General features: G+C 61.3%; 32 protein-coding genes. 3 read left to right on the top strand and 29 right to left on the bottom strand.

From position 1 onward, the window contains the following. The 25 genes from Q4I12_RS13060 to Q4I12_RS12945 form a co-directional block, all read right to left on the bottom strand. Entirely contained in the window at nt 1-666 is a 666-nt protein-coding gene (locus tag Q4I12_RS13060; RefSeq protein ID WP_297230817.1) for a YmfQ family protein, read from the bottom strand. Continuing rightward, nucleotides 659-1,738, bottom strand: a complete 1,080-nt coding sequence (locus tag Q4I12_RS13055) for a baseplate J/gp47 family protein (RefSeq protein WP_302261897.1) — start codon at nt 1,736-1,738, stop codon at nt 659-661. Before Q4I12_RS13055 ends, Q4I12_RS13060 begins: the two co-directional genes overlap by 8 nt. A 9-nt stretch (nt 1,739-1,747) precedes the next feature. Next, a complete protein-coding gene (locus tag Q4I12_RS13050; RefSeq protein ID WP_297138066.1) occupies nt 1,748-2,260 on the bottom strand; it encodes a phage GP46 family protein in 513 nt (170 codons plus the stop codon). A gap of 1 nt (nt 2,261) precedes the next feature. Next, nucleotides 2,262-2,915: a phage baseplate assembly protein V gene (locus Q4I12_RS13045; protein WP_302261895.1), complete on the bottom strand. Its 654-nt coding sequence runs from the start codon at nt 2,913-2,915 to the stop codon at nt 2,262-2,264. Next, nucleotides 2,912-4,063: a phage baseplate assembly protein gene (locus Q4I12_RS13040; RefSeq protein WP_302261893.1), complete on the bottom strand. Its 1,152-nt coding sequence runs from the start codon at nt 4,061-4,063 to the stop codon at nt 2,912-2,914. The genes Q4I12_RS13045 and Q4I12_RS13040 overlap by 4 nt, the downstream gene beginning before the upstream one ends. Then, a complete protein-coding gene (locus Q4I12_RS13035) occupies nt 4,056-5,270 on the bottom strand; it encodes a DNA circularization protein (protein ID WP_302261890.1) in 1,215 nt (404 codons plus the stop codon). The genes Q4I12_RS13040 and Q4I12_RS13035 overlap by 8 nt, the downstream gene beginning before the upstream one ends. After that, entirely contained in the window at nt 5,270-7,018 is a 1,749-nt protein-coding gene (locus Q4I12_RS13030) for a phage tail tape measure protein (RefSeq protein WP_302261888.1), read from the bottom strand. The genes Q4I12_RS13035 and Q4I12_RS13030 overlap by 1 nt, the downstream gene beginning before the upstream one ends. Next, entirely contained in the window at nt 7,018-7,122 is a 105-nt protein-coding gene (locus tag Q4I12_RS14005; protein ID WP_367891483.1) for a GpE family phage tail protein, read from the bottom strand. The genes Q4I12_RS13030 and Q4I12_RS14005 overlap by 1 nt, the downstream gene beginning before the upstream one ends. 14 nt (nt 7,123-7,136) lie before the next feature. Beyond that, complete coding sequence (locus Q4I12_RS13025) at nt 7,137-7,409, bottom strand: phage tail assembly protein (RefSeq protein WP_302261887.1); 273 nt, start codon at nt 7,407-7,409, stop codon at nt 7,137-7,139. Between the two features lie 10 nt (nt 7,410-7,419). Then, nucleotides 7,420-7,797 (bottom strand): phage tail tube protein, encoded by a 378-nt coding sequence (locus Q4I12_RS13020; protein ID WP_006005122.1) that lies wholly within the window; start codon nt 7,795-7,797, stop codon nt 7,420-7,422. Nucleotides 7,798-7,812: 15 nt separating this feature from the next. Continuing rightward, nucleotides 7,813-9,288, bottom strand: coding sequence for a phage tail sheath subtilisin-like domain-containing protein (locus Q4I12_RS13015; protein ID WP_302261883.1), 1,476 nt, complete (start codon nt 9,286-9,288; stop codon nt 7,813-7,815). Further along, nucleotides 9,289-9,474 carry a DUF2635 domain-containing protein gene (locus tag Q4I12_RS13010; protein WP_289616530.1) on the bottom strand — a complete coding sequence of 62 codons (186 nt, stop codon included), beginning with the start codon at nt 9,472-9,474 and terminating at the stop codon, nt 9,289-9,291. It abuts the gene before it with no gap. Nucleotides 9,475-9,478: 4 nt separating this feature from the next. Beyond that, on the bottom strand, nt 9,479-10,114 hold the full coding sequence (locus Q4I12_RS13005) for a hypothetical protein (RefSeq protein WP_302261881.1): 636 nt from the start codon (nt 10,112-10,114) through the stop codon (nt 9,479-9,481). Beyond that, complete coding sequence (locus Q4I12_RS13000) at nt 10,107-10,466, bottom strand: head-tail joining protein (protein WP_302261880.1); 360 nt, start codon at nt 10,464-10,466, stop codon at nt 10,107-10,109. Before Q4I12_RS13000 ends, Q4I12_RS13005 begins: the two co-directional genes overlap by 8 nt. Continuing rightward, complete coding sequence (locus Q4I12_RS12995; RefSeq protein ID WP_302261878.1) at nt 10,463-11,134, bottom strand: hypothetical protein; 672 nt, start codon at nt 11,132-11,134, stop codon at nt 10,463-10,465. Before Q4I12_RS12995 ends, Q4I12_RS13000 begins: the two co-directional genes overlap by 4 nt. Beyond that, nucleotides 11,127-11,408 carry a hypothetical protein gene (locus Q4I12_RS12990; RefSeq protein WP_006005134.1) on the bottom strand — a complete coding sequence of 94 codons (282 nt, stop codon included), beginning with the start codon at nt 11,406-11,408 and terminating at the stop codon, nt 11,127-11,129. Before Q4I12_RS12990 ends, Q4I12_RS12995 begins: the two co-directional genes overlap by 8 nt. Next, the gene (locus Q4I12_RS12985) at nt 11,408-11,668 is read right to left on the bottom strand and encodes a hypothetical protein (RefSeq protein WP_302261877.1); all 261 of its coding nucleotides are present in this window, start codon (nt 11,666-11,668) and stop codon (nt 11,408-11,410) included. Before Q4I12_RS12985 ends, Q4I12_RS12990 begins: the two co-directional genes overlap by 1 nt. 1 nt (nt 11,669) lies before the next feature. After that, entirely contained in the window at nt 11,670-11,984 is a 315-nt protein-coding gene (locus tag Q4I12_RS12980) for a hypothetical protein (protein WP_302261876.1), read from the bottom strand. Then, nucleotides 11,971-12,126, bottom strand: a complete 156-nt coding sequence (locus Q4I12_RS12975) for a hypothetical protein (RefSeq protein WP_302261874.1) — start codon at nt 12,124-12,126, stop codon at nt 11,971-11,973. Before Q4I12_RS12975 ends, Q4I12_RS12980 begins: the two co-directional genes overlap by 14 nt. A gap of 43 nt (nt 12,127-12,169) precedes the next feature. Continuing rightward, nucleotides 12,170-12,481, bottom strand: coding sequence for a hypothetical protein (locus Q4I12_RS12970; RefSeq protein ID WP_302261872.1), 312 nt, complete (start codon nt 12,479-12,481; stop codon nt 12,170-12,172). After that, a complete protein-coding gene (locus Q4I12_RS12965; protein ID WP_204626311.1) occupies nt 12,478-13,044 on the bottom strand; it encodes a glycoside hydrolase family 108 protein in 567 nt (188 codons plus the stop codon). The genes Q4I12_RS12970 and Q4I12_RS12965 overlap by 4 nt, the downstream gene beginning before the upstream one ends. Before the next feature lie 63 nt (nt 13,045-13,107). Continuing rightward, nucleotides 13,108-13,482 (bottom strand): DUF2190 family protein, encoded by a 375-nt coding sequence (locus Q4I12_RS12960; RefSeq protein ID WP_302261870.1) that lies wholly within the window; start codon nt 13,480-13,482, stop codon nt 13,108-13,110. A 14-nt stretch (nt 13,483-13,496) separates the two neighbouring features. Then, a complete protein-coding gene (locus tag Q4I12_RS12955) occupies nt 13,497-15,707 on the bottom strand; it encodes a phage major capsid protein (protein WP_302261868.1) in 2,211 nt (736 codons plus the stop codon). A gap of 11 nt (nt 15,708-15,718) precedes the next feature. Next, on the bottom strand, nt 15,719-17,221 hold the full coding sequence (locus tag Q4I12_RS12950; protein ID WP_302261867.1) for a phage portal protein: 1,503 nt from the start codon (nt 17,219-17,221) through the stop codon (nt 15,719-15,721). Continuing rightward, nucleotides 17,218-17,442 (bottom strand): hypothetical protein, encoded by a 225-nt coding sequence (locus Q4I12_RS12945; RefSeq protein ID WP_289616539.1) that lies wholly within the window; start codon nt 17,440-17,442, stop codon nt 17,218-17,220. Before Q4I12_RS12945 ends, Q4I12_RS12950 begins: the two co-directional genes overlap by 4 nt. A 289-nt stretch (nt 17,443-17,731) precedes the next feature. On the opposite strand from Q4I12_RS12945, the gene Q4I12_RS12940 reads away from it, so the two are divergent. The 3 genes from Q4I12_RS12940 to Q4I12_RS12930 are packed head-to-tail and all read left to right on the top strand — an operon-like array spanning nt 17,732 to nt 20,522. Further along, complete coding sequence (locus Q4I12_RS12940) at nt 17,732-18,712, top strand: PD-(D/E)XK nuclease domain-containing protein (protein WP_302261866.1); 981 nt, start codon at nt 17,732-17,734, stop codon at nt 18,710-18,712. After that, nucleotides 18,713-19,903, top strand: coding sequence for a hypothetical protein (locus Q4I12_RS12935; protein ID WP_302261865.1), 1,191 nt, complete (start codon nt 18,713-18,715; stop codon nt 19,901-19,903). Further along, nucleotides 19,854-20,522: a hypothetical protein gene (locus tag Q4I12_RS12930; protein WP_302261864.1), complete on the top strand. Its 669-nt coding sequence runs from the start codon at nt 19,854-19,856 to the stop codon at nt 20,520-20,522. Before Q4I12_RS12935 ends, Q4I12_RS12930 begins: the two co-directional genes overlap by 50 nt. Before the next feature lie 5 nt (nt 20,523-20,527). Here the strand turns inward: Q4I12_RS12930 and Q4I12_RS12925 are convergent, their stop codons facing one another. From Q4I12_RS12925 to Q4I12_RS12910, 4 genes are read right to left on the bottom strand one after another with little or no spacing between them, the layout of a single operon-like run. Continuing rightward, entirely contained in the window at nt 20,528-20,761 is a 234-nt protein-coding gene (locus Q4I12_RS12925; protein ID WP_302261863.1) for a helix-turn-helix domain-containing protein, read from the bottom strand. Between the two features lie 11 nt (nt 20,762-20,772). Beyond that, on the bottom strand, nt 20,773-22,659 hold the full coding sequence (locus Q4I12_RS12920) for a terminase gpA endonuclease subunit (protein ID WP_302261861.1): 1,887 nt from the start codon (nt 22,657-22,659) through the stop codon (nt 20,773-20,775). Continuing rightward, nucleotides 22,656-23,405 (bottom strand): hypothetical protein, encoded by a 750-nt coding sequence (locus Q4I12_RS12915; RefSeq protein WP_006005156.1) that lies wholly within the window; start codon nt 23,403-23,405, stop codon nt 22,656-22,658. Before Q4I12_RS12915 ends, Q4I12_RS12920 begins: the two co-directional genes overlap by 4 nt. Then, complete coding sequence (locus tag Q4I12_RS12910; protein WP_302261859.1) at nt 23,398-24,762, bottom strand: DNA methyltransferase; 1,365 nt, start codon at nt 24,760-24,762, stop codon at nt 23,398-23,400. Before Q4I12_RS12910 ends, Q4I12_RS12915 begins: the two co-directional genes overlap by 8 nt. Nucleotides 24,763-24,850 lie beyond the last annotated feature (88 nt).

Here is a 24,850-nt window from a genome sequence, read left to right as displayed (position 1 = left end):
CTATTCTCCTTCTTCGTAGGTAAAGGTCAGCAGGGTGTGGGCCAGCTTGTCGCGCAGCATGACGCACTCCAGGGAGGCGGCGGCGCGCCAGTCCATGAGCAGCTCACCGCACAGGCTCTCGCCGCAGCGGAAGCGGAGCAGCCGGTCGCCGTGGACGATGACGTTCCACCACCAGCGGATCTCCGGCACGGCCAGATAGCCGATCTCGGGATGGGCCTGGATCTCCTCCGGCGTCAGGCCGGACGGGTCAGCGCACTGGTGGATGCCGCAGCAGAAAGGCCAGTGCTCCTCGATGGTCACGTCGTACTCCAGCGAGTCGGCCACGCCGTACCAGTAGGCCAGATCCTGACGTCCCTCGTCGCGCAGTTTTGCCAGCACGGCGCTGCGGCGCTCCTGCAGGGTGGTCCCGGCGGGCAGGCAGGCATCAGGCAGGCCAAGGACGCGCTCCCAGTCCTCCAGCCCGGCGATGGCGCTTGTGGGCAGGATCTCCATGAGCAGCAGGCGCATGGCCATATCCAGGCGCTCCAGCTCATCCGCCGAAGCCTGCAGCACCGCGGTCAGCACGGCGCCCGGAGCACGGGTCCAGGCCTGGCCCTGCGGCAGCAGGTGCTGGAGCATGCGCAGGTAGTCGGCAGCGGAGCGGGCGCGCAGATCAGTCTCAGGCATGGCTCTCCACCTCGCCTTCAAAGACCACCTGCGTGAGCCGCGGCAGGTAGGCAGCAGGCACCACCACGTCCTCGGCAGGCTCCAGCAGTTCATGATCCTGCTCGCCGGGGGTCAGGGACACAGCCTCGGAGATATGCGAGCGGTAGAGCACGCTGTCCGGAGCGCCCTCGCGGGAAAAGACGTCCTCGATCTCGGCCCGGACAGCGTCGCGCAGAGCCTCCGTGTCCGGAGAGATGCGCAGGCGCACGGTCACATCCAGCGGCTCGGGAGCGAACACGGCCAGCTCTTTGACCGTGGCCGGGCGCAGCGGCTCGATGTGCTCCTGCACGCGCTGCACCATCTCTTCCGAGGGAAAAGGGTCCTCCTGGGCGTCACAGACAAAGCAGACGCCCACGGTGCCGATGCCCATATGCATGGGATAGCACCAGGCCCTGGTCACGCCCGGCACCTCCCTGGCCCAGCGTACATAGTCAGCCATGCTGCCGCCGCGGGGCGGCTGGCGCAGGCGTTCCAGGACCCGGGCACGCAGGGCATCGTCGCTCTCGGCATCCGCGCCGCCCGTCAATCCCCCTGTCTGCACCACGGCCACGCTCTCCACACCGGCGATGGGAGAGAGCAGCTGCAGCTGTTCCCCGGCGTCCAGGTTACCGGCGGCGCCGGTCTCCACGGCGATCACGCGCACCAGGGCGCTGCCGTCGGCGATGACAGCCCTGTCCTCCAGGGCATACTGCAGGCCGCTGGCCTGATGCTGCAGCAGGGTCCCGGCCGGGATCACGGCGCCGTCCTGTCCGGTGAAGACCACGTCGCCCGCGGCCGCGGCGGCAGGCAGACGGGAGAGGTTCCAGACCCCGGCCCAGCGCTCCATGTATTCGCCCTCGGCCGTGTCCACAAAAACCTGCAGGTAGAGCCAGGCCAGCACGCTGTGCAGCGTATGACAGGCCCCGGCCCAGACTTTTGCCAGCACCGCCAGCACGGAGCGGCGGAGCAGCGTGGCGCCATCCAGCAGGCGGCCCGAAAAATCACGGGCGATGCGCTCGTGCAGACTGGTGAGGGTCGGACGGTCCCAAGCCATGGCAGCCTCCTATGCCTCCAGCCGGACGCTTACCGGCTGGGCTTGCTGATAATCGTAGGTGAAACGCCACTCGCGGCCCGGGGCATCGCTGCCGGTGGGCTGCACGGCCACACTGATACCCAGGTGCCCTGGCTGCACACGCTCCACGCTGACACTCAGGGAGCTGACATGCCCCTCCCTGGTCAGCCAGGCCAGCGCCTCTTCAGCATACTGCCGGGCACGGGCCACCACGCTGTCCAGATCTTTCTCCCGCCAGAGCAGCCAGAGCCGGGAGCCGATGCTCTCCAGCGTCTGCTCGCCCTGGGCATCGGGCAGGCAGTCTCCCCACCAGCCTCGCCGGTCGCTGGACACGCCCACACGCTCATCGGGCAGGGGATCGTCGTCATGTGCCCGTGCGTCCGTAAACAGAGAGATGATCACCGCCGTCATCAGGCCATCGTCGCCCTGCAGGTCGGCCAGCGGCCCGGAGAGCAGAGCGTCGAACAGGCCGTTCTCCTGGTCAAAATGCAGACAGATATCCATGCTATCCTCCCACGGGGCTGGCCGTCGTATCGCTCCCGGCCTGTACGCCCGAATGCACATGCCGGTTCAGGGAGACGGCGCCGCCATTGCTTTGCAGATCCTGCGAGGCCACGATGCCGCCGGTGAGCTGTGCCGTGACGGCGCCGCCGCCCTGGCCGCCAAAAGCCAGCGCCCCGGTGGCAAACCGTGTACTGGCGGTCTCTACCTGCACGCTCTGGTCGGCCTGGATGCTGAAATTTTTGGTCTCGATGCGCACGTCATCCTCGGCCTTGACCACAAAATGCCTGGTGGTCACCTCGATGGTGCGCTCGCGCTTGAGGTGGATGCGGTCGCCTTCGTCCGTGTAGATCACCACCTCGCCGTCCTTGAGGGCCTGCACGCGGTAGCGCCGGTCATCCACGGCCAGCACCACGGGATGCGAGCGATCCGCACCCACGAACAGCACGACAGCCTCGGCTCCGGCATGGGGAACGGAGGAAAAACCGTACTGCTGGGCACGCTCGGCATCGTCCAGGACCTCGCCGTCCAGCAGCTCCAGCTGGGTGGACTGCCATTTGTGGGCATCACGTACCAGCGAGATGACGCCACGCGCCACGATGTTGCGCATGCGGCGGGACAATCGCTCCAGAAGACGGATAGTTTGACGGTCGCTCATTTGATGGCCTTTTGCCGTGCCGCGGCGTCTTGAGCCAGGCGGGTCTGCAGGTCCACTTCCTTCTCCATTTTGACATCGCCGCCACCGCTGCCGGAGCCGCCCTTTTCCTCTTTTTTGGGCTCGGGCTTAAAAGCGGCCGGGTCGCGCAGGGTGAGGCGGGTGGTACTGCCTGACGTGGCGTCACGCCGGAACTCCACCCCGGCCACCAGCAGGCGCTGGCTGATGCGCAGATAGGGAAGATCCACATCGGCCATCTGGTTGAGCTGCCAGAGGGGGCCGGACTGCTCCCGCCCCACGCCCTGCTGCCGGAAACCCTGCACCGTGGCCGTGACGGTCACGGCCCGGGCGGCCCGCACGCTGCATTCCCATGCGGCCCGCTGGTGCGCGTTGCTGCTGTCCCCGGACTGCTCGGCCCGGATCAGCATGGGCCGGTAACGCTGCACGGCCTGGTCGCGGTACTGGCCGCGCACGGCGCAGGCATCCTTGCCCCAGCCCTTGTCCGTGCCGGGCTTCTGGCCCTTGACGATGTAGTCGGAAAAACGGTCGGCCATGTCGAACTGCCCCTCGGCCGAAAGGATGTTCTGTCCCTGCCGCAGGCTGCCGCTGGCTGTGCCCGCTCCGGCCTTGAGCAGCACGATGCCGCCCTTGCCGTCCGGGCAGGCCATGAGCTCCCGCTGGCGCAGGGCGCGGTCCAGGGCCTCGAAGGCGGTCTCGCCTTCCTCGAGCTTGAAGCTGGCAATGGGCGCGCCCACGTCGCCCTCGGCCGTGACGTTCACCCCGAAGGGGCTGGCCAGAGCCTGGGCCAGCTGGAGCACGGTGCAGTTGAGCCACTGCCCGGGGCTGTGGATGGCAGCGCAGTCCACCAGATCGGCGCTCCTGTCGCGTCCGGTGACGCTGATGCCGTGCGCCGTGGCGGAGAATGAGGGGCGGACCTGGTCGATGTAGCCATCGATGACCTGCTCGCCGCCGATGAGGATCTGGCAGGCCATGCCCGCGGCGATGGGCAGCGCCTGGGCGCCGCCGATCCATTTGTCGGCCAGCGCGAGGGAGAATGTCCCGGCGATGGCATCCATCTGGCGGGTGACCTGCACGGAGGTCCAGTAGGTCCAGTCCACGCCATCGATGCGCAGGGTGATGTCGTCAGCCACGCAGCACCTCCAGCGGTTCTACCGGCACGAAGCCCGGATGGATGAGGCGGTTACGGGCCACCAGATCCGCCTCCAGGTCCACGCCGCCGCTCTGGCGGTAACAGAGGGCCAGCGAAGGCAGCACACAGGCCGGGGTGATGGTCACCACCTCCGGTGCTCGCCGGGCGGCCTCGGCCAGTGTGGCCAGAGTACCGGAACGCAGGCTGGCCAGAGAGGCGGCCAGCTGGATCTCCGTGCGGCTCACGCTGCTGGCCTGCGTCATGTCCGGGATAACCGGCTCCAGCGCCGAAACTTCATCCATCGCATCAAGAAAATCGTAGCGCAGCTGTTGTGCCTCGCTCCGGCTGGCGGGCTGGGCCGTGGTGGCGGCACGGGCCGATTCCACCAGGGCCAGACGGCGCACCAGGCTCTCCACAGCCTGACCGTTGCTCTGGATCACCGCACGCTGGGAGCCCACGTTGTCAGGAACGGTCTGCAAAAAGTCAGTGCGGGCCACACTGGCCCAGCGTCCGGACACGGCCGCATCAGAGAGTCCGGACTGCCCGCCGATGTCCTGCAGCACGCTCCAGAGATGCTGCCCCACGCTGGCCAGCGGCATGAGGTCATAGCCCGTGGCCGCGCCCAGCAGATCCGCCACAGTGGAGACATCGCCGTGCATGATGGCCTGCACCGTGCTCACGGCATCCACGATGAGGCTGTAGGTCTGGCTGACCGCCCATTCAGCCTGCCCGGCCAGGCGCAGAACGCTGTCGAAGCTGTCGCAGGCCAGCAGGCCCGCCGTCCCCGCTTCCAGGCGGGCCCGGAGCCCCTGGTTGACGCTGGCGGCCGGGCTGTTGGGCTCGGTATCGCGGCAAAAAAAGAGCTGGAAGACGGCCATACCGCCATCCTGGGCGCTATGCCGGACCTTGTAGGGGGCTGTCTGGCAGACCTGCACCTCGCCGTACCAGGGATGCACCAGCGTACCCGGCCCCGGCTGTTGCAGGGCCGCCTCCAGCGCATCGCGGCGGCTCATGTAGTCACGGCCCAGCACGAATGCCTGGACCGTGAAGCGGCGCGGCGCACCGCCCAGATCCTCCACATAGGGGGCATCGCGCTGGGGGAACTCATGCGTCACCGTGCGGCGGCCGCCTTCCCCTTCATCGGCCGTGACCCCGAAGGGCACGCCCCGGAAGCTGGCGGACCGAAGCTGCATTTTCCACAGATCCATCAGATGGCTCCCGCGTTGAGGACCCCGGCCTCGGCCACATCACCGCGCACATCCAGCCCGCGGCCCTGGCCGTTGCCTTCCAGACGCATGCCCTCGGGGGCGATGATGCGTACCGTGTTCTCCTGCCGGATGACCCGCTCGCTGCGGGCCAGCTGCATCATGGACTTGGCGCCGGGGACCATGTTGAGCGGATCGGACATGGGGAAGGTCGTCGCGCCGCCCCCGGCATCGTCCGGCTCATCCCCCATTTTAAAAATACCGGCGAGGCTATCCAGCCCCTTGCTGAACCAGCCCGTGAGCTGCTGCCACCCCTGCTTGACGCCTTGGAGTAGTCCATCGATCCAGCGCACGCCGATGCTGTAGAGGTCCAGGCCGGTGAGGGTGGCCACCAGCTCACTGAGACCGTCCATGACCCAGCGGGCCGGGTTGAAATTGAGCAGCACCTGGACGACGCCCTGCAGCCAGCCTTGCTCGAAGGCCTTCCGCACGCCTTCCCAAAGCCCCCGGAAATAGGCCACGAGACCATCCCAGTTTTTGTAGATGGCATAGGCCGCTCCGGCGACGGCAGCCACGGCAGCCACGAACCAGCCTACGGGAGTGGTGAGCATGGCCATGCCCAGCTGACCGAAGGCCAGAGCCAGCGAGCCCAGGGCCAGCAGGGCCTTGCCGGAGATGAGGACCACCAGTGCCGTCAAAACATTGCTCCAGCCACCGCACAGATCGGCTGCCCGTTGCAGCATCCTGCCCAGACGGCCCAGAGAGGCAAAAAAGTTTTCTACGGATCTCCAGACGGCATCCAGGTCGAGTCCGTCTATCCATCGCTCAAATCCGGCGGACATGATGTCGCGCTGCACCTGCAGCCAGGCCTGGAATTTGTCCAGAAGTTTGGTCAGCGAGGGCAGGAAGGCAGTGCCCAGCGTAAGACCAAGCCCCCGGAAGGTGGCTTTGACACGGTTGATGGCGGAGCCGTACTCGAGGGCGGATTCGAGGGCCTCATCCGAGAGTACGAGCCCCAGTTCCCGGGCCTCTTTGCGCATGGCCAGCAGGCCCTCGCGGCCATTTTTGAGCAGATCCAGGAGGCGGGCGCCTTCCTCGCCGCCCAGCTGGTTCATAATGCCCGCGGCCTTGCCCATCTCGCCGGCCTCGCGCATTTTTTTGACGCGGTCGGCCAGTTCCAGCAGGAGCGTATCCGCGTTCTTGAGCTCGCCCTTGGCGTTTTTGGCGCTGATGCCCATGAGCTTGAGCATCTCGATATCGCCCTTTTCGCCGCGGGCCGCATTGACGGCCCGTTCCTGCAGGGTGAGCATCAGGCTGGCCAGTTCATCGGCCTCCATCCCCGCCATCGTGGCCGCGCCCGCGTACTCCTGCCAGTTGCCGGTGGACAGGCCCACCATGCTGGCGAATTTACTGGCCTCGGCGGCTGCCGTGGCAGCTTCGGTGCCCAGGGCGAAGGCGCCCCCACCGGCAGCGCCGAACAGCAGGGACAGGCGCCCCGCCAGAGCGCCCAGACGCTCCAGCCCCGCCTGCCCCTGCTGCACCATGCCCTGGAGCTTGTCCCGCACGTTGCCGATGCTGCCGGAAAGGCGCTGCAGGCCCGTCACCTTGGAAAAGCGGCCCAGGGCCTGGCGCGCCTTCTCGGTGCGATCCCGGACCCCGTCCATAGCCTGCTCGATGCGGCGGAACGGTCCCGAGACACGCTCCACGGCATTGATGATCAGGTCAAACCGGCTCTGCTTGCCCTCGGCCATCAGTCATGCTCCATGAGTTTTTGCAGTTTTTTGGTTCGCTCAGCCCACCAGTCCAGATCTCGGGCGGTCATCCGCTCCAGCTCCGAGGGGGGCCAGTGGTACAGCCAGGCCAGCAGGGTCAGAGCGTCATCCCAGTCGGCTGGCCACTCCCGAAAAAAGCGCCGATAACGCCGGAGAGCTCGGTGAAATCGGACAGGTCCATAGTGTTGAGCACGCTGGGCGGCAGGGCCACCAGGCGGGAGGCCACGGTGATGATGTCGTCGAACGTGAGCTCGCTGATCTTGACGCCGCGCAGGTCGCCCGCCGTGGGGCGGCGGGTGATGCGCAGCTCGGTGATGGTCTCGGCGCCGTGGGTCAGCGGCACGGCCAGTTTGATGACGATGGGTTCCATATGACGCTCCCTAGTTGCTTTCCACGGCCTCGCGCCGCGATTCAAAACGCACGGCGATCTCGCCCTCATCCGTGCTGCCGCTGCCTTCGGAGGCAAACCAGGCATTGGAGAGGGTGACCACCTTGCCATTGTTGAGCTCCAGCGTGACGGTGACGTTGTCGGCCGTCACCAGGGTCGCCAGATCCAGCTCATCGCTGTCCGTGACGGCCCCCTCGATAAAGGCCACCTGCGGCGTTTCCTTGTAGCCATGCACCCCGTCGGCACCGATGATGGCGTCACGTTTGGGCTTGCCCAGATTGTAGGTATAGGCGCCCTTGGCGTCGTACTGCTTCCCGTCCACTTTGACGTAGATGATGCCTGCCCGCCGATTGTTGGTTCCGTTTCCCATATTCCTCACCTCCCCTTAGACGATGTGCCGGATCAGGGTCCCGGCCACCTCGAACTGGTTGACCAGATCAGGCCGCAGCAGCCAGTCCAGCCGGTTCTCGTTTTTGGCGTTGCGCTCGCAGAGCAGCGCCGCCTTGAATTGCTCGCTGCCTTCCACCAGCCCCATGGGCAGCCACGCATCCATGAAGCGGGCGATGGCTTCGGCCCGGCCCAGCTTGGGCGTCATGATGGGCTGGCTGGCGTCATAGCGGGCGGCATCGGCATCAGAGGCCAGCTTGTGGCGCGGATATTTTGTCCTCAAATAGTTGTTCCAGTCGTAACGCAGGTAGGAGAGCGTCAGCGGGCTGTTGAGGGAGAGAAAAGCCTTGTCCTCGGCGCCCAGGTCGTTGAGGCGGTAGGTGGTGATGCACTTTTGCAGGCGCACCGTGCCGTCCGGAGCCACATAGCGGGTGGATACGCCCTCGAAGAGAGCCTGGTTTTTCTCGGGGAAGTTGGTCCAGCGGTCGGCCGGAGCCGGAGCCAGGACGCCCGGCACCAGCAGGGTGTTGAAGCCCCGGGCCGGATCGCTGTTGCCGTAGTAGGCGATGACGCCCGCCGTGGCGGCCGCGTCCTCCCAGGGAGAGGTGGGGCTGCCCTCGGAGGCGAAGACGGTCAGATGCTTGTCGTTGCGCTCGCCCGCGAAGGTGGTCACGTCGCCATAGCTGCCGCGCTTGACCACGATGGCCTGTCCATCGATCTGGCGCAGGGGGCCCCAGCGGTCCGCCAGCTCATCGCGCAGGGCGGCAAGGCTGGCGCTGTCCGTCCACGGCCAGGCGATGACGTGGTACTGGTCGTTTGCCATGGCCGCGATGACCGGAGCCGGATCAGGATTGCCGGCACCGCCGGTCATCTGCGTGAAGCTGAAGGTCAGGCCGCCGGGCTTGTCCTCATCGTAGTACGAGATGCGCAGGTCGATATCGTTGCCGCACTCGCCCTTGTGGCGGGCGGTCAGGCTGACCTCGCCACCGCTAAAGGTGGCCGTCACGGGCAGGCTCTTGTCGGCATTGATGGCGTTGGTCAGATTCTCGGCCACGGCAGAGGCTTCCGCGGCAAGGGGCGCTGCGGCACGCACCAGCTTGCCGTTGATGTAGAGGCAGAGCGGTACTGCGTTGACGCAGGTGCCGTTGATGGTCAGGGCCCCCTTGGCGGCCGTACCTTCCTCGGCATCCTTGACGCCGATGGCCAACATCTTGGTGATGCTGTTGGCATTGAGGTAGGCGGCGCACATGGCGGCCAGCTGACTGCCCTCACCAAAGAGGGTGGCGGCCTGGGCAGCGCTCATGGGACGTTGTACGGTCCCGGCCTCGGCCGTGCCGCTGTCGAGCATCTGCCCTACCATGAGCACGGTGTAGGGCATGAGGGCCGGATCATCAGACGCACCGGAGCCGTCGAATTCGGCATACGCAAAAGGCACGCGGACGGTATCGGGCAGGACGTTAAAGGCGATGGCCATTTAGACCTCCTTGGCAGCGGGCTTGAGCTGCACATCACCGTCCTTGAGACGGCGCAGCCAGAACGCGGAACGGGGGACCACGGCACCCGTGGCCGGGAGATACTGGCCGGACTGCGGATCAGCGATGCGCAGGGGACGGCCATCGCGCACGGCGGGCACGACAAGCATGGTGGTGGGATGGGGCATCAGATCACTCCTGGTCAAAGATTACCTGTGAGATCATGTCCACCCGGTCATCACCGGGGTGGACGTACCAGTCCGTGTGGGCCAGCAGAAAATCGGCCAGCTCCGGGGGGACCGTCGGCCATTGGTATTCCAGGTCGAAATTCAGGGCGGCCATGCCGTACTCGCGGGCACCGTCGGTCACGATGCCCAGCTCGGTGCCGGTGTGGGTGATGGAGAGCAGCGTGTCCGCCGGGTGGGTACCGTGGACCAGCGGCAGGGGCTCGGGCAGACTGGCGTCCACGATGGCGCCCATGGCCCGGCCGATGGCGTCCAGGCGCAGCACGGCCCGCTCTGTCTGGAGGCAGAGGGCGTCCAGCGTATCGTCCACGGCCTCCAGCTCCCCGCCCAGCAGCTCAACGGCCAGGGAGATGACCCGCTCCTGCGGTTCGGGCCGCGTATCGGACTCCACGCGCTGCTCGCTGACGGTATAGACACCGGCCGCCGGGAGCTCACCGCGGAACCAGTGCTCCATGCGGTTGGGCCAGATCCGGGCACCAATGAGAGCGGCCAGACCGTCATGCTCGCGCATGACCTGACAGACGGCCCGGCGGATGAGCGTGCGGGGATGGACGCCGCCCCAGGCGAACAGGACATCAGACATGGGCGGCCTCCAGCAGACGGCATTCCAGCAGGCCGTAGCCGTCATCCTGCGGATTCAGGACGCGGTAGGCACGGCCGCGCACGATGACGCGGTCCCGGGTGGAGAAGGGACGCCCCAGCGCCGCCTGCACATCGCACAGGGGCATGTGCAGGGTGGGAGCCACGCTGACCACCGGCGCACTGGCAACGCCGGAGAGCGGCTCTGCTCCCGGGGTGGCGAACATGGCCCGCAGCTCGTGGGTGCTGCCGTCCTCGGTCACCAGGGTCACGCTGATCCCGGCGCCCAGAGGGGCCTGGAAGACCAGAGTCGTGTCGCGGTGCAGAGATTCTTCAAACGGAGTCATATCGCTCATTTTTTCTGTCCATAGTTGATGTCGAGAAGGTCACCCAGAATGTGGTAAGCCCTGGTCTCATGGGCCAGACGTTTGGAGAAATATTCGTTCATCTCAATCCCCAAGGCCTTCGCGACATTGGGAAGATTGAAAAAGCTCATAAAGTTAGGTCCATAGAGCATTTTAGGGTGTTCTTGTCCCGCGACACGCGCCCATACCTGCCCCTTTGCCATCCAAACAGCTGCGACAGGTACCCGGGTTCGTTCCTTCGTGCCCTTCTTACGAACATTGCGCGTCGAAGATTGCAGAATGTCCCATTTTCCGCCTGGTTGTATGCGCCTTCTTTTGTGCGCTTTGAGAACGCGAACGGAAACGAAGGTCTTTCCCTGAAGGGCACCAAAAGACGAAAGCGGAAGGCTGGCCCGTGCCCGATAGGAAATCACGCCTTTCTGCTTGGAAAGGGAGTTGACCTCCTTCAGTTTCATGGAGTTATCGACCTCATTTTTCTTTGCGTAATAGCGGTCGCGTATCTCCATAGAGATCAGGGAGCGCATATGGCCCAACGTCCTGTTTATGGCGCGCCTGGTTGCTACTTTGAGGCGGTAAGGACCCAAGTCGAATGTTTCGGCCTGATCATTCATCCAATCCCTTGCCGCATCGAGATTCATTTTCAGATCGATCTCAGGCATAGCTGATCTCGCTCTCCAGCATGGCCTGCATGACCTCGGCCCGCTCTTGGGCATGACCACGGACTACGCGCCAGTTGCTGCCCCAGAGGGTCACCCGTTCCTGGCCACGCAGGCGGCGCCCGAGCTCCGTGGTACTGTACGAGATGCGCACCCGCAGGCGGGCATCCTGCTGGCCGATATGGTAGGCCAGCACCCGCAGGGTCTTGCCGTCCTCCGTCTGGAGCTCGCTGAAGCCCTTGTGGCCGCAGGCATCGAAAAATTCCTGTTCCGTCATCAGTCTTCTCCGTCACAGCGCGGTTTATGTTCCTTTTCCAGCAGGGTCACGCGCACGTTGAGATCCTCCATGCCGTCGTAAAATTCCTTGTGGGCCTTGTCGTTGCGTTCGCGGTCCGCATAGAGCGTGGGGCATTCACGCTGACGGGTCAGGATCTGGCGCATCAGCGTGATGAGCTCGCGCAGGCTCAGGCCGACAAAAAGCATCAGGAGGGCCCCCATGGCGGCAGAAACTTCCGCATAGGTCAGAGGTGCGGCCATATCACATCCCCAGGGTAAACAGGCCGGACAGACGCAGGAGCGGCCCCAGGATGAGCTGGGCCACATGCATGGGCCTGTCGGGATCAATGATGGTCAGGGCCAGATCGACAGCGGCCAGCAGCGCGAACAGACACAGGATCGCCAGCAGCGCCATACGCAGCGGCCGGGGCAGGCGCATCCGGGGGCGCGGTCGCCCATTCCAGCCGCTCGCCTGCCGGCCATCCCAGCCGCAGCCGTCCCGGCTCCAGCGGTCATCCTGCCGGCCACGGGGCATCCGGTCGCGCCTGGTATCATCATCGGGATCAGGACGGATCATGCAGGGCCTCCATGCGGCGCACATAGGCCCGCAGCGCACGTTGACGATCACGGCAGGCGTTCCACGCCGCCTCTACGGTCAGCACATGATCGACATAGGCCCGCCCGGCGTCATCCGCCCGGCCCGCGGCAATGGCGGGCAATACCTCCCGGGAGATGGCCGGGGGCGGACAATCTTCCAGCAACTCAGGGGGCGGGCTCGCCACGACCAGCCTCGATGGCGTCGAACAGGCGGTCATACTCGCCAAAACGCTGCTCAAGAGGCAGGTCAGCAGCAGCCTTTGCAGCACGGGCATATTCCCGCTCCTTTTCAGCCGCCTCCCGGCGGGATTTTTCCAGCTCGGACAGGGCGCTTTCCGCGGCCCTGGTCTGGGTCGTACCTATATGCAGGGACTCCCGCAGTTGTTCGGCCTCTTCCCGGGCCACTCCCAGGTAGTAGACGGCAAGCCCTGCTGCCAGCAGGGAGCCGACCAGCCCCATGGTCTGCAGCGGGCTCACCGGATCTCTCCCGACCAGATGCCCAGCGCTGTACGCAGGCACCATACGGACCGGCGATCCCAGCCCAGCCCGTACTTGGGATACTTGGAGCGTGTGCCGTAGTAGCGCAGGCGTTGCGCAGTCAGCTCCACCAGCAGCTCGCCGGGATCACAGCGACCGATGGCCTCCCTGGTCTCGGCGCCGATGATGCCGTCCACGGCCACGGAACAGCCCAGCCCTCGCAGCGCCTGCTGCAGCAGCTTCGGGGCCGCCCCCGGGCCTGGGTTGAAGACCATGTCCGCATAGATGAAGGCCAGCGCATCGGGCAGCAGGTGGCAGCCATTGCCGCGCCAGTAGACGCGCTCCCATACCTGGCGGGCGTCCTCGCGTTCCAGGAGACGCACATCGGCGGCATTGATGTAACCATCCCCATTTTTGTCCGGCAGGACATCCCGGTTGTAGTTGAGGGCCAGACCAAATTTGGTGGGCCCCCCCGCGTCGTCGGGGTCATCGGTGTAGGTGGCGTTGCCTTCCGCTCGCATGCAGAAATCGAAGGCCAGGTCTATCAGGCGTGATTGATCCATAAGGACTCCTGTGAGGGTCGCGTCCCCGGAGGCACGCGACCCGGTGCGAGGAGGGGTGGTGGGTTAGCTGCCCTGTTCGGCTGCGGCGGCAGCAGCGGCAGCCGCAGCGGCCACGCCGTAGCCAAAATTGATGCGGCAGAGCACAGTGGCGTCATTGGCCTGGGCATCGGCCCAGGCCGTGCCCACGAACTGCGTCCCGGACGTCTTGGTCAGCGTGTTGTCACTGGCCAGGTACAGGGGGTCGCCCTGTTTGGGGGTCTCGCCGGCCTTTTTGGGCAGGGCAAAGACGCCCTCCACTTCGCAGGCCCCCTCTTCATTCGCCGGGATATCGGTACTGGCCACGGCCACCATGCCGGTGAGCACGACCAGCTCACCGCCCAGCACGGCCTTGCCGGGAGTATGGTGGATACAGCGGCCCATGGAACGGGAGTTTTGCATGTTGTCCTCCTTTGCTATGCCGTGGCCTTGGCGAGAGTGATCCAGCGCAGGGCCTTGGCGCCCACGTCCATGCGGACCTTGGTCTCGAAGCCATCGGTGTCGAAATTGTCGCGGCTCTCGATGTAGGGAGCCTGCACGCCGCCCAGGAAGAAGACCTTGACCGTGGATCTGGCCGCGGCCAGATACCATGTGGTCGCCGCATCCAGATCCAGACGACGGTCATAGATGCGCCGGAAAAATTCACCGCCATAGGGATTATGGACCAGCGGCTGTGCCTGCGTGCCCACCACCGGCCCGCCGGTGATCTGCGTATTGAAGAACGACTCGCAGGTGGTCTTGAGGGCGATGGGCGCGATGAAGAAGCGGGGCTGGATGGTGACCACCCTGCCGAAGCTGTCCTGCTGCAGTTCCATGCCGGTGACCACAGCGCCCAGATTCTCGACCGTGGGCGCGCCGCCCTTGCCGGTGAACAGGTTGTGGTGGGCGCTGTCGAACAGGGGCTTGCCGTCCCCCATCTTGAGGGCCACATCGATCAGGGCTGCGTAGGCCACATCACCCACCAGAGCGGCGCAGGCTTCGCCGTACATGCGCGGCATGTCGGTAAGGGCGCCCAGATCGTCGTTGATGATGGCCTGACGGGAGATCACCAGCTTGCGGCCGAAGGTCTCCACGCGGTATTCCTCGGCATTTTCAGCCAGACGGCCGTCGGTGTATTCGCCGTACTCGGGGATCTTCTTCAACTCCACGTCGCCTTCCAGGCCCAGGGCCTTGCCCGCCTTGAAGTCCGTGGCCGTGCCGGTCTCGCACCAGTCGCGCCAGGTCTCGGGGGCCTGCTCGTAGGCCTCCATGAGCGTGCGGCGGCTGGTCTCCACCAGCAGCTGAGGCATGTCCGTGGTGGTCAGGGCGCGGCCCACGATGGTGCGGATGTCACCACCGGCACGCTGTCCGGAGCGGATCACCATCTCGCGGGCGATCTCGCGCAGGGTCATACCCTGCAGTTCATCAGCACCGGGAGCGGGCTTTTCCAGCTTGGTGCCGCAGCGCAGCAGCAGGCTGTCCTGCACGGCAGCACGGAAAGATTCCTTTTCAGTGCGGCCCACGCTCACGACCTGGTAGCCGGGCCCGAAATTCTGGCGCTGTGCCACGATGTCCTCCACCTGTTTGCGGGCACGGCCAAGGCTCATGCCCGAGGAAACCAGTTTGTCTTCCTGATCCGGGGAGAGCTGGAAGCTCCGGGCCAGTTCCCGGATACCGCGGATGCGCTGGCGCTCCAGCTGCTGGCCAAAACGCTGACGCTGCCCCGGGGTAAGGCTGGCCATGAGCCTGGCCAGCACGGCGCTGCGGCAGGCGTTTTTGTCATCACCGCCCTCGCGCTGGGCATCTTCCGGCTGCTGGGGATCTTCACGGCCCTCCTGTTCGGCCTCGGCTTCGTCCAGCAGGGCGCCCAGGTCGTCTACCAGCTGATCCAGCTCGGCATCGTCGAGCTGTTCAGGCTCCACCGTGGTCCCGGAGCCATCCGTGACCACGGCCTGGCGGGGCTCATCTTCAGGCGCAGGCTGTTCTTCAGGATCTTCACGCAGCCCCAGCAGGGCGCGCAGTCTGGCCGCGATCTTGCCGCGCTCATGCTGCCCGGATTCCTTGGACATGACTCTCTCCTTTTTGCCCTTCCGGGCAGGTTGCAGGTTGTTGATGGCAGAACGCATCTTGGCAAAACTGTCCGCGCCGACGGGCACACAGGACAGCTCCAGGAGGCGCCACTGCGTGGTCACACGCAGCGGGCCTTCGTAGGTGACCCCTTCGATGACGGCCACCTCGCCCGCCCGGATGCGCTGATACGCGATCACGTCGTAGCCCACGGACACATCGGTGAGATGCCCCTCCACCACCTTGCGGAACGGGGCCTCGCCGTCAGGCGTACCCGAGAAGACGGCCCGGCCCACCAGCTGCGGGCCCTGCGGTCCGTCTTCCACTCGGATGTGGTCAAAGCTGCCCACGATGTCCCCGGCATGCTCGCGGCTGTGGCAGTCCAGCAGGGGCACCCGACCGGACTCGGGTATCTGGCAGCCGCTCATGAGCAGGACCTCGCGGATAGGCTGCCATTCCTCAAAGTCAAATACGGTGACGGGTGCCTGGGTGGAGGCCACCACCTCCACGGATCGGGCTGATTCGTCCAGCGTCAGCGGGCGCCCATCGCCCAGAGGGGTTGCACGGGTGACAAACGACATGGGGATGCCTCCTATTTTTCGGCGCTCTCGACAGCGCCCAGCTTGGCGGGGTTATTGGCCAGCGAGGTACTCACGGCGCCGGTGGTGGCATCGATGCCGTGCGCGGTACAGAGACGGGCCCAGGCGGCGCGCTGTTCCACCACTTCCTCGGGGTCGCGACCATCGCCAAGGATGACCATCTGGGGAGACAGGATGCCCGCGTTGATGCCGTCGATCTGCGCCTTGCCGTCGCGCAGGGGGTCCACGCTGGGCATGCCCGCGGGTATCCACATGGCCCGCTGATAGCGGCTTTTGTCCTGCCAGTAGCCGGGCAGGTAGTCCTGGGTCAGCGCCTCGCAGTCCAGCCAGCGCCGGAACACGGGGCGGATGAGATGCTGCTCGGCCCGGAACTGGTGGGGCACCAGGAACATGGCAAAGTCGTTGCGGCTGGCCTTGCTGGTGGAATAGTTGATGGACGTGTAGTCGCCGGAAAGGATCTCGTAGGGCAGGTCCATGCAGATGGCGACCATGCGCAAGGTATGGCGCACGAAACGGTCGAAGCTGTCGCCCGGGCGCTGGCTGGGCGGCGCGAAGTTTACTTGCTCGCCGTCATTGAGGTACTCGACGGTCATGTCCTCGAGGCTCTCCACCTCTTCGCGCAGCGCCCCGGAGAGGCCGCCCGGCGTACGGGTGAGCTGGGAGAACTGCGGATCGCCGCTGCTCACGAAGGCCAGCCACTTGGCGGCCATCTTGGCCGCGCCCAGCTCTGCCGTGGTGTAGTCGCCCATGTCCCTGGCCATGAGGATGGCCGGAGCGAAAGGGGTCACGCCGCGCAGCTGACCGGGACGCAGGGTCTGAAAACCGTGCAGCACGTTGAAGGCAGGCTCGCGCCACGTCCGCAGCTGGCGCTCCCAGCCGAAGACGGTCTGGAAATGATAGGCCAGGGGCTCACCGGTCCAGATGTCGTACTCGATGCCCTGCCAGATATCGCTGTCCGGTTCCTGACCTTCGATGCGCCAGCTGGACAGGTTCTCCGGCTCGTAGATTTGCAGGCCCAGCAGACCGCGGCGCCTGTCCCGCGGGCGGGCAAAGCGCAGCAGGTACTCGCCGCACTCGCACTCCTGCCGCTTGCAGAGCTGCTGGATCTCGTAGAAGTGCAGGCGGCCAGCCACATCGGCATGCTCCATCCAGGCCCGGAAGCGATCCTCGATGCGCTTGCGGGTGGGTATGTCCGGACTCCCGTCGGGCAGGGTGGCCAGCGACTGGAAGCGGGCGCCGCTCCCCACGGTGAAGGCCACCATGGCATTGACGGCGCGGGCGAAGGGCGGGAAGTTGCGCACGAGGTCACGCACGCGGGCGCGCATGCGTCCACTGTCCATGCCCAGCAGCTGGTTGAAATCCGCGTTGGCGGGCATCCAGTTGCCGATGCCCCGCGGACTGGCCGCTCCGCTGTAGCCGGAGCGAGCCTGCCGGGCCTGCCTGCCGATGCAGCTAAGGGGTGGCCGCCGGGCGGCCCTGCCGACAGGACGCATCATCCCCGCCCTCCGTTCCGAGCCACGCGCCGAGCCCGATAGGGCGCGATGCCGTCTTCCTTGTCCGCCTCGCGCTTGACCCAGTCCAGGAGGGAGCGGAAGTCGTCAAGGCTGCGATAGGAGAAACTGCGACCGGCGATGGAGTAACTGCCGAACTGGCGGAACGCAGGAGACTGCAGGTCCTCCCGCATCTTTTCGTAGAGATCTCTCCAGTATCCGGGCATAAAAAAACTCCATGCAAAAATCTTTCAGACTTTTGCATGGAGTTAGCAGATTCTAGCGAGAGATGTAAACGATTTCCGATTTTGTCCGGTTTTGTCCTATTTTTTCCGATTTGGGCCGGTCATCGCTGGGATGCACTGCGCAGGGGATTAGCTATCTTGTCCCACCCAGAAATAAATGATACATACGAAATAAATTCTTACCGGCAATCTTACACTAAGAGGCATTTCATGATGTTAAGCTGATTGATATGGCTCATACATGAATATTTTACATTTATCAGGGACTCATATGGGTGAAACTATCAATATAACGACAATGGCTGAAGATAAGGCACAAGAAATATTTCAAATTTTAGGATGGGAGCGAACAGGTCCTAAAAATATAAATTGGCCATGTACAAAAGAGGCAAATAAAACTCATCCGGCCGATGCAGTATATTATTATAAAGAGCCTTATAGTAACTCTAATACATATTTATTAATTGATTTTAAGAGCTATGCTTCTTCATCTATTACAAAAGACACTATTCGTGGTGCTGTGGAAAGTTTGAATGAGGCATTAAGTTGTGCAAAAGTAAGTATGCATTTTCAAGATCTTTATATTAATAGTGATAAAAAATTTACAATAAAGGCCGTGCTATTTATATATAATCATGATAATAAATTCGATAAAGATTTTTTAGAGCTAATGCCTAAAAGTGTAAATGAGAAGCATAGACAAAAAGATAATGCTGTTACTATTGATCAAAATAACGTTATTTGTATAATTGGACCCCAAAAAATAAAATATTTATTGACTATTGCAAATAATATATACTCCTTGAGAGGAAGAAAATTATTACCTTCTCAAGAGCATTGTGGCTTTTTCTGCCCCGATGATATTTATATAAAGCTACATAGTGAAGCAGGTAATCTTCCACTGACGATTGAACGGCTAGCAGCTAAAACGCATATTATGCGCTATACAGATGACGATGGTAATATAAAAGGGTATGATATATATAGTGAATCCGATGGAACTCGTGAAGGGTATTTTCTTTATTTATTAGATTATCTAAGAAAAAATAATATTTTTCAAGACAAAAAAGAAATTCGTATTTTTCTTCCATTTGATGGTGGAAGGGCAGCAGTCGTTTTGCAGAAAGCAAAACAAAAATTTTGTGATGAAGTGACAGACGATTTTAAAGATAAAATATATAGACTTGTATCTATTAAAGAAATAGCTGCGATTAGCTTTAGAGAGTCCGCATTAAATGAGGGGATGAAATAAATGTCTAAATATCATCTAGCATCAAAAGACATCGAGGATGCCCTGCTATCTCGTGGAAGAATAAGTACTGAAGTCTTAGCCGAAATAGCACAGAAAAAAGGTATTCTGGTTTCAACGTCGACAAATAAAGAACGCTTAGCAAAATACATCGCTACAATACCCTTTGATGATGAAGATATAGATTATATTTATGGATTGATTGATATTAATAAGAGGAGAGAGCGTACAACAAGTTCAAGAATATCTAAGCTAGAAGATAGGGAAATTAGAGATAGTCTTGATAGATTAAAAGATATGGAGTCAGGAAAAAATGAGGTTTTTAATATAAAAACAGATGTTAACGCTCCGGTTATGAGAATTGATTATTCTTATGATGAAATTGATTATAGTAAAGCAAAAATGCTACAATCTATTAGGAGAAAAGTCGAAATTCAGATATCTAAAGTAGGGGAAAAGACAGTTATTAGATATCCTGATAACCAACAGTGCAAAGAGTTTATCGAAAAATTTTTAAAAGAAGCAGAAGCTGAGACATCGAAAAAAATTAATAAAAAAGAAATTAGTTTATCAACTATCACAGACACAAAGGATAGATTTGATTTTTTTCATACCCTTGTTTCGCGTATGGAGGGTATGGAGCCTGATAATGTTATTAGTATTTGTGTATACAAACCAAAAGAGGATAGCCAGGATCATGAGGATAGTCAGGACGTAGTAGACTTTGATGATACAGCCCAAGTAGATGATACTACTGAAAAAGATCAGTTTATTGAAGTCGAAGATGATAGTGAGCTGGATTATATAGCGCCATCATCTTTTATTAGAAAGGTGATTATGGAAGGGTCTGCTCTTTTTGGCTCAAGTGAGTTGAAGTCATTCCAAGATAGAGGGTTTCAGTTAACAAATGTAAAATGGCATGCTATTGACACATCTCAAAAAATACCAAGAAAAATTGAGCTTGAAGCTGGGTTCTCAAATCAAGAGGAATGCAGTGGATTTAGATATGATGTTAAGGGATTCTATGGATATATAAAAGATAGTAACTCGTATCAATTGACAAAAAAACCTCTCTCCGATGATGAAAGAATAAGCTATTTTAAAAAACTTGAAGATGCTGCAGAATCTTTTTTGGAGCGCTATCATGAAAAGATACAAAATCTCAAGAATGGGAATAATAAAGACGTGGGATAGTTTAATAGATAATTTAAGCTCTCTGTCATATACAGAAGAAAAATTCCGTGGAATACAGCTTGGTTTTATATCTCCTTATATGATTTCAGGGGTATTTTACGAAAAAATATTTTATACTGAAACGATTAGAGATCCAATAATTGGGATATATACAGAAGATAAACAGTCATTTATTGCTTTAGAGTTTACTATATATAGGAATGAGTCTGTTTTTATTTTGAAAAATAACACTAGAACAATGTCTCTATATAATTTTCTGTCATGTTATTCTTATGAATTTATTACGTTGCAGGATGTGTTTATTGATGTGCATAAATTTTATTGTTTAGCTTGTAAAGCTATACAAGAATTCAATGCAAAGTCAATTATTTTTAATCAATTTTCTTTTGAAAATGGTAGCTCTGCACAAATATCTATTTCAAGTATATATGATGCAGTAGAGTCTTCAAAAAAAATAGGTATTGCAATCCCTAGTTGTATAAAAAGTTTGGTATTTAATTATAATTGTGGTGGAAGAAAACGAACAGGGAGTATAACAAAGTCAGGTGTGATATCTTTAACTACAGATGATTTTGAAGAAGTAATATTGCCGATACTTAATAATTGTATATGTCGGTAAATATTTTATGTTTTGCTTAGTAATTTGATTTGCCATTCCCGCAGGCGGGCTTCGTCGGCACACCAGCGGCCGCCGATTTTGCCTGCGGGCAGGCCGTACTGTGCTACGTAGCGCAGCACGCTTTTTTCCGAGCAGTGCAGGGCAGCCGCGATCTCGCGCAGGCCGTAGAGCATCCGCCCCTGTTCCACCCGCATGGCCGAAGCGCCGGACGTGTGCCCGTCCGTGGTCGTGAAAGCCATAGTTCCCTCCCTTACCATCTGTGGCCCACAGCTTCCGGCTGCGGGCGTTTCTTTGCCCTGGGCCTCGGCGTTTCGCTCTGCATCCGGGCCTGTGACTGCAGTTGCAGTATATAGTGCGGCAGGCTGGGCGTCCACGACGCATCCGCTGCAGCGGCAGACAGCACAAGGCAGTCCAGCAGGTGGTTGTCCTTGTGCTCCCGGACCCAGACAAGGTTCCCGTTCTTGCGCACCATGCGCTCTGCCGACAGCTGCGAAGCCAGCGTTTCATCAGCCCCGGCATGGAAGCGCAGGGGCTGGCGGCTGTCCTGGTTGAGCATGCGGCCCATGTCCGTGGTCTTGAAGGCGCCGCTGTCGATGAGGTAGAGCCGCAGGCCGCCGGGGATGGGGCGGCCATTGTGCGGCATACGCTCACGGACGACCCAGCGTACCGGCGCGGCCTGCGGGCGGCTGGCGCCCTTGCAGGCATAAACCACGCCGCAGCCGTTGGCCCGCACCCACATGTAGACCTCCTCGGTACGGGTATAGACGCCTTCGGTCTCGGTACCGCCGGAGTCGATGCAGGCCCGCCAGATGGGCATGCGCTCGCCCACGTCGCTGCCGTCAGGCCCCTGCACCGGGTAGTAGGTGTCGAAGACCAGGGCCTGGACGTCATCCCAGCTGCCCAGGTAGCCGTAGTCGATGACATAGCTGGCCATGGTCGGCATCCACGCCCGGACCAGATACCAAAAGCCGCGCTTCTGTACGTCGATGCCGCAGGTCAGGGCCACCGCGCCGTGAGGCACCGTGCGCGGCGGCAGGTGCGGATCACGGAGCTCCAGCAGACGGTCCACATCGGTCTGGAGTTCCACTGGCGACCACGGCATGCCCAGGTCGTCATTGTGGTACTGGCGCTGCTGGGCCGGGTCATCGCTCCCGGCCAGGATACGCCGGGCCGCCAGATCCGAGAGACTGACGAAACGGGACAGGACCGCGGGCAGGTGAAAGCCGATGCTGCGGGCATCGCTGATGTCCGGACCGGGTTCGAAGGCCGCCCCGGTCCAGACGTAGGGGCGCCAGCGCCCGGAGGCCACAGCCAGGTCGCGGGCATGATCGCTCCAGAGGTACTGGCAATGCGGGCAGCGGTACCGCGCCAGTTTGCGGGAGCGGATCAGGCGCGGGTCCGTCTCTCCGTCGGGGACCACGATCCGGTCCACGTCCATGAGGTGCTGATGACGGCAGGCAGGGCAGACCACCTCGTAGCACATGAGCTGGTCCACCTGTCTGGTGATGCCTGTCCAGATGGACGAGCTTTCGTCCCCCTTGGGCTGGCAGGCCCGGATGATCTTCGCGAAGTCGCCGTAGGAGCGCGTGCGGCCCTTGAAATCCTCCAGAGGGGAGGAGTCCCCGCTGCGGCTGTAGAGATCCTCTTCGTCCACGAACAGATCCTGCACTGTGATGGACGCGCGCTGGCTGGGGGATTCGGCCGTGGCCAGCTCGATGCTGGTGCCGTCCTTGAGCAGGATGTTCTCGCGCCGGTACTTGGCTACCATGCGCCGCAGCACTGGGCTGCCCTGGAGCATGGGCCGCAGTTTCTTCTCCACCACGCGGTCGCGGGACTCGCGGGTGGGCATGGCCAGCATCTTGATGCCCGGACGGTAGTCCATGGACCATCCCAGGCAGGCATAGAGCAGCAGCGTCTTGCCTACCTGCAGGGAACCGCAGACCACCACCTCGCGCACACCTGGACGTGAGTAGGCGTCCATGGGACCGCGCAGGAAGGGCGATACATCCAGCCGCAGCGGGCTGCCGCGGTAGATGCCGTCCTGCACGATCAGGTACTTGCTGGCCCATTGCGAGACGGTCAGCTTTTCACGCCGGGCAAATACCCGGCGTTCGGCCTCACAAAACCGGATCTTCACGCATCCTCCTCACCCGGCGCGTCCGCATCCGCGCCGTCGTCTTCTTCGTTGACCACAAACTCCCTCTCGCCGCTCCAGGCATCCATCCAGATCTCCGTGGTCTCCATCCACCACTGCACCAGCTCGCGCAGCCGGCCTTCATCGCCGCCCACCAGGTGGATCAGGGTGGCGCCATGCAGGTGGATGAAGTTGCGCACCTCGTTCCTGAAGAACAGGGCACGGGCGCCCAGATCTCGCTCATGTTCGGCCCGGGGCATGAGCAGGCCCTGCTCCTTCTCCAGCTTCAGGCGCGCCCGCTCCGCCTGGTAGCGCTTGAGCTGCGCGTCTGCCGACAGGCGGCTGGTGGTGGCATCGGCCAGCTGCCGGTCCGCCACCTGACCGGCTGGCGTCAGATTGGCATTGGCATAGCCCAGCAGGGCGGTCTCATCGAACCAGCCTTCCGGGGTCCGGGGGACCTTGCGGGCCTTCACGTCCCGGTTGAACTGGCTTTTGCTGCACTTGTAGCCCGCGTCCTTCAGGTAGGCCACGGCATCCAGCTGCGTTTTATAGACGCGGATGGACGTCTGCCCCTGCCTCCGCGCCAGTTCACCTTCAAGCTCTTCTCGGGCACGTCTGAAGCCACCCACGTTCTCCGGGGTCGGATTGTCTTTCATACGCTTCTTTGCCTCTTCCTTGGCGCGAAGCAGGAACGGGAGGTCTGTCTCTGCAGACTGCCTGGCCAGACGCAGCAGATCATCATCAGGCATGATCACCTCCACGCTCGAGGGCCACCTCGACAAAGGGACGCACGCCATCTTCCAGCAGCGCCTCACGTCCAGTGGCATCTTCCCAACGGCGGATGATCACATCCACAAAGCGAGGATCAAGTTCCATCGTCCGGCAGATACGGTCTTGACGCTCGCAGGCCATAAGCGTGGAGCCAGACCCCCCAAAGGGGTCCAGGATCATGCCGCCACGCTTACTGCTGTTGGTCAGCATCCGCTCGATGAGGGCCACCGGTTTCATCGTCGGGTGATGGCTATTGCGCTGGGGCTTTGGCTCGCAGAATACAGAGCCAGCCAGGACCTCCACGTGCACGTCCTTGCCGCTGATCCTTACGATGCGCTCACCATCCATGATGTGCCAGCAGGGGACATCACCGTCCTCACGTACCGCGGCCGGGAATGCGTCCTGCACGGTGGTCTGCTTGCGGTCGCCAAACCACATATGTGGCGCTCCAGGCCGCCAGCCATAGAGGATGGGCTCATGCTGCCAGTGGTAGTCAGCTCGCGAGAGCACCCCGGAGTTTTTTCTCCAGATCAAACAGCTGGCCAGCTTGAGGCCAGCCTGGATGAAGGCCTGGCGGAATATCACGCCAAGCCCACCACCTTCAGCGTGGGCCACATATACAGCCCCGCCCTTGCGCACACCGGTCACCATCTGGCGGAAGACGCGCTGCAGGAAAGCCGCGAAGTCCTGGTCGCTCATGGCGTCATTCTTGATCTTCCCGGCCTTCCCTTCATATGCCACGTTGTACGGCGGATCCGTCCAGACCATATCAGCCTCCATGCCCTGCATGAGGGCCGCGTAAGACTCCGGCAGGGTAGCATCGCCACAGAGCAGACGGTGTCCGCCCAACAGCCACAGGTCTCCCGGACGGCTCACCGGTCGCGCAGGCGCTTCCGGGGCAGTATCCAGCACATCGTCGTCATCCAGGGCCGCAGCCTTCAGGAAGCGATCCAGCTCGCGCGGTTCGAAGCCGGTGATCTCCAGATCTACGTCCATAGCCCTCAGTTCAGCCAGTTCCTGGGACAGTTCCCCCTCGTTCCACTTCGCCCATGTTGCGGAGCGATTGACCAGCAAGCGGAACGCCCGGATTTGCGCGTCATCCATGTCGTCCACCAGCAGCACGGGCACGCTGGCAAAGTTCAGCGCCCGAGCAGCCTTGAGACGCAGATGGCCATCCACCACCTCGCCGTCGGCCCGCACCAGCAAGGGGATACGGCATCCGAAGCGGCTCATGGCAGAGGCCATCCGCTCGACGCAGGCGTCGTTGTCACGCAAAGGACGCGCGCAGGCACGCAGACGATCCACAGGCCAATACTCCAGTTTCAGCTTTTCCATCCGTCAGTTTCCTGTTAGGTTCAACGTGCATCTTAATTGCACGGGGTCGGATTGTCTGGCCGGATGAGCACACATCCGGTCCCCGGTG

Origin of the sequence: Desulfovibrio piger (assembly GCF_951793255.1) — a bacterium.
Taxonomy (GTDB): Bacteria; Desulfobacterota; Desulfovibrionia; order Desulfovibrionales; family Desulfovibrionaceae; genus Desulfovibrio.
Note: the sequence above shows the minus strand (reverse complement) of the source record. Positions and strands in the feature narration are given on the sequence as shown.

Coding starts and splice junctions, on each gene's coding strand:
- Q4I12_RS13060 (WP_297230817.1), bottom strand. CDS start 666: ATGCCTGAGACTGATCTGCGCGCCCGCTCCGCTGCCGACTACCTGCGC.
- Q4I12_RS13055 (WP_302261897.1), bottom strand. CDS start 1,738: ATGGCTTGGGACCGTCCGACCCTCACCAGTCTGCACGAGCGCATCGCC.
- Q4I12_RS13050 (WP_297138066.1), bottom strand. CDS start 2,260: ATGGATATCTGTCTGCATTTTGACCAGGAGAACGGCCTGTTCGACGCT.
- Q4I12_RS13045 (WP_302261895.1), bottom strand. CDS start 2,915: ATGAGCGACCGTCAAACTATCCGTCTTCTGGAGCGATTGTCCCGCCGC.
- Q4I12_RS13035 (WP_302261890.1), bottom strand. CDS start 5,270: ATGGATCTGTGGAAAATGCAGCTTCGGTCCGCCAGCTTCCGGGGCGTG.
- Q4I12_RS13030 (WP_302261888.1), bottom strand. CDS start 7,018: ATGGCCGAGGGCAAGCAGAGCCGGTTTGACCTGATCATCAATGCCGTG.
- Q4I12_RS13025 (WP_302261887.1), bottom strand. CDS start 7,409: ATGGAACCCATCGTCATCAAACTGGCCGTGCCGCTGACCCACGGCGCC.
- Q4I12_RS13020 (WP_006005122.1), bottom strand. CDS start 7,797: ATGGGAAACGGAACCAACAATCGGCGGGCAGGCATCATCTACGTCAAA.
- Q4I12_RS13015 (WP_302261883.1), bottom strand. CDS start 9,288: ATGGCCATCGCCTTTAACGTCCTGCCCGATACCGTCCGCGTGCCTTTT.
- Q4I12_RS13010 (WP_289616530.1), bottom strand. CDS start 9,474: ATGCCCCATCCCACCACCATGCTTGTCGTGCCCGCCGTGCGCGATGGC.
- Q4I12_RS13005 (WP_302261881.1), bottom strand. CDS start 10,114: ATGTCTGATGTCCTGTTCGCCTGGGGCGGCGTCCATCCCCGCACGCTC.
- Q4I12_RS13000 (WP_302261880.1), bottom strand. CDS start 10,466: ATGAGCGATATGACTCCGTTTGAAGAATCTCTGCACCGCGACACGACT.
- Q4I12_RS12995 (WP_302261878.1), bottom strand. CDS start 11,134: ATGCCTGAGATCGATCTGAAAATGAATCTCGATGCGGCAAGGGATTGG.
- Q4I12_RS12990 (WP_006005134.1), bottom strand. CDS start 11,408: ATGACGGAACAGGAATTTTTCGATGCCTGCGGCCACAAGGGCTTCAGC.
- Q4I12_RS12985 (WP_302261877.1), bottom strand. CDS start 11,668: ATGGCCGCACCTCTGACCTATGCGGAAGTTTCTGCCGCCATGGGGGCC.
- Q4I12_RS12980 (WP_302261876.1), bottom strand. CDS start 11,984: ATGATCCGTCCTGATCCCGATGATGATACCAGGCGCGACCGGATGCCC.
- Q4I12_RS12965 (WP_204626311.1), bottom strand. CDS start 13,044: ATGGATCAATCACGCCTGATAGACCTGGCCTTCGATTTCTGCATGCGA.
- Q4I12_RS12960 (WP_302261870.1), bottom strand. CDS start 13,482: ATGCAAAACTCCCGTTCCATGGGCCGCTGTATCCACCATACTCCCGGC.
- Q4I12_RS12955 (WP_302261868.1), bottom strand. CDS start 15,707: ATGTCGTTTGTCACCCGTGCAACCCCTCTGGGCGATGGGCGCCCGCTG.
- Q4I12_RS12950 (WP_302261867.1), bottom strand. CDS start 17,221: ATGATGCGTCCTGTCGGCAGGGCCGCCCGGCGGCCACCCCTTAGCTGC.
- Q4I12_RS12945 (WP_289616539.1), bottom strand. CDS start 17,442: ATGCCCGGATACTGGAGAGATCTCTACGAAAAGATGCGGGAGGACCTG.
- Q4I12_RS12940 (WP_302261866.1), top strand. CDS start 17,732: ATGGGTGAAACTATCAATATAACGACAATGGCTGAAGATAAGGCACAA.
- Q4I12_RS12935 (WP_302261865.1), top strand. CDS start 18,713: ATGTCTAAATATCATCTAGCATCAAAAGACATCGAGGATGCCCTGCTA.
- Q4I12_RS12930 (WP_302261864.1), top strand. CDS start 19,854: ATGAAAAGATACAAAATCTCAAGAATGGGAATAATAAAGACGTGGGAT.
- Q4I12_RS12925 (WP_302261863.1), bottom strand. CDS start 20,761: ATGGCTTTCACGACCACGGACGGGCACACGTCCGGCGCTTCGGCCATG.
- Q4I12_RS12915 (WP_006005156.1), bottom strand. CDS start 23,405: ATGCCTGATGATGATCTGCTGCGTCTGGCCAGGCAGTCTGCAGAGACA.
- Q4I12_RS12910 (WP_302261859.1), bottom strand. CDS start 24,762: ATGGAAAAGCTGAAACTGGAGTATTGGCCTGTGGATCGTCTGCGTGCC.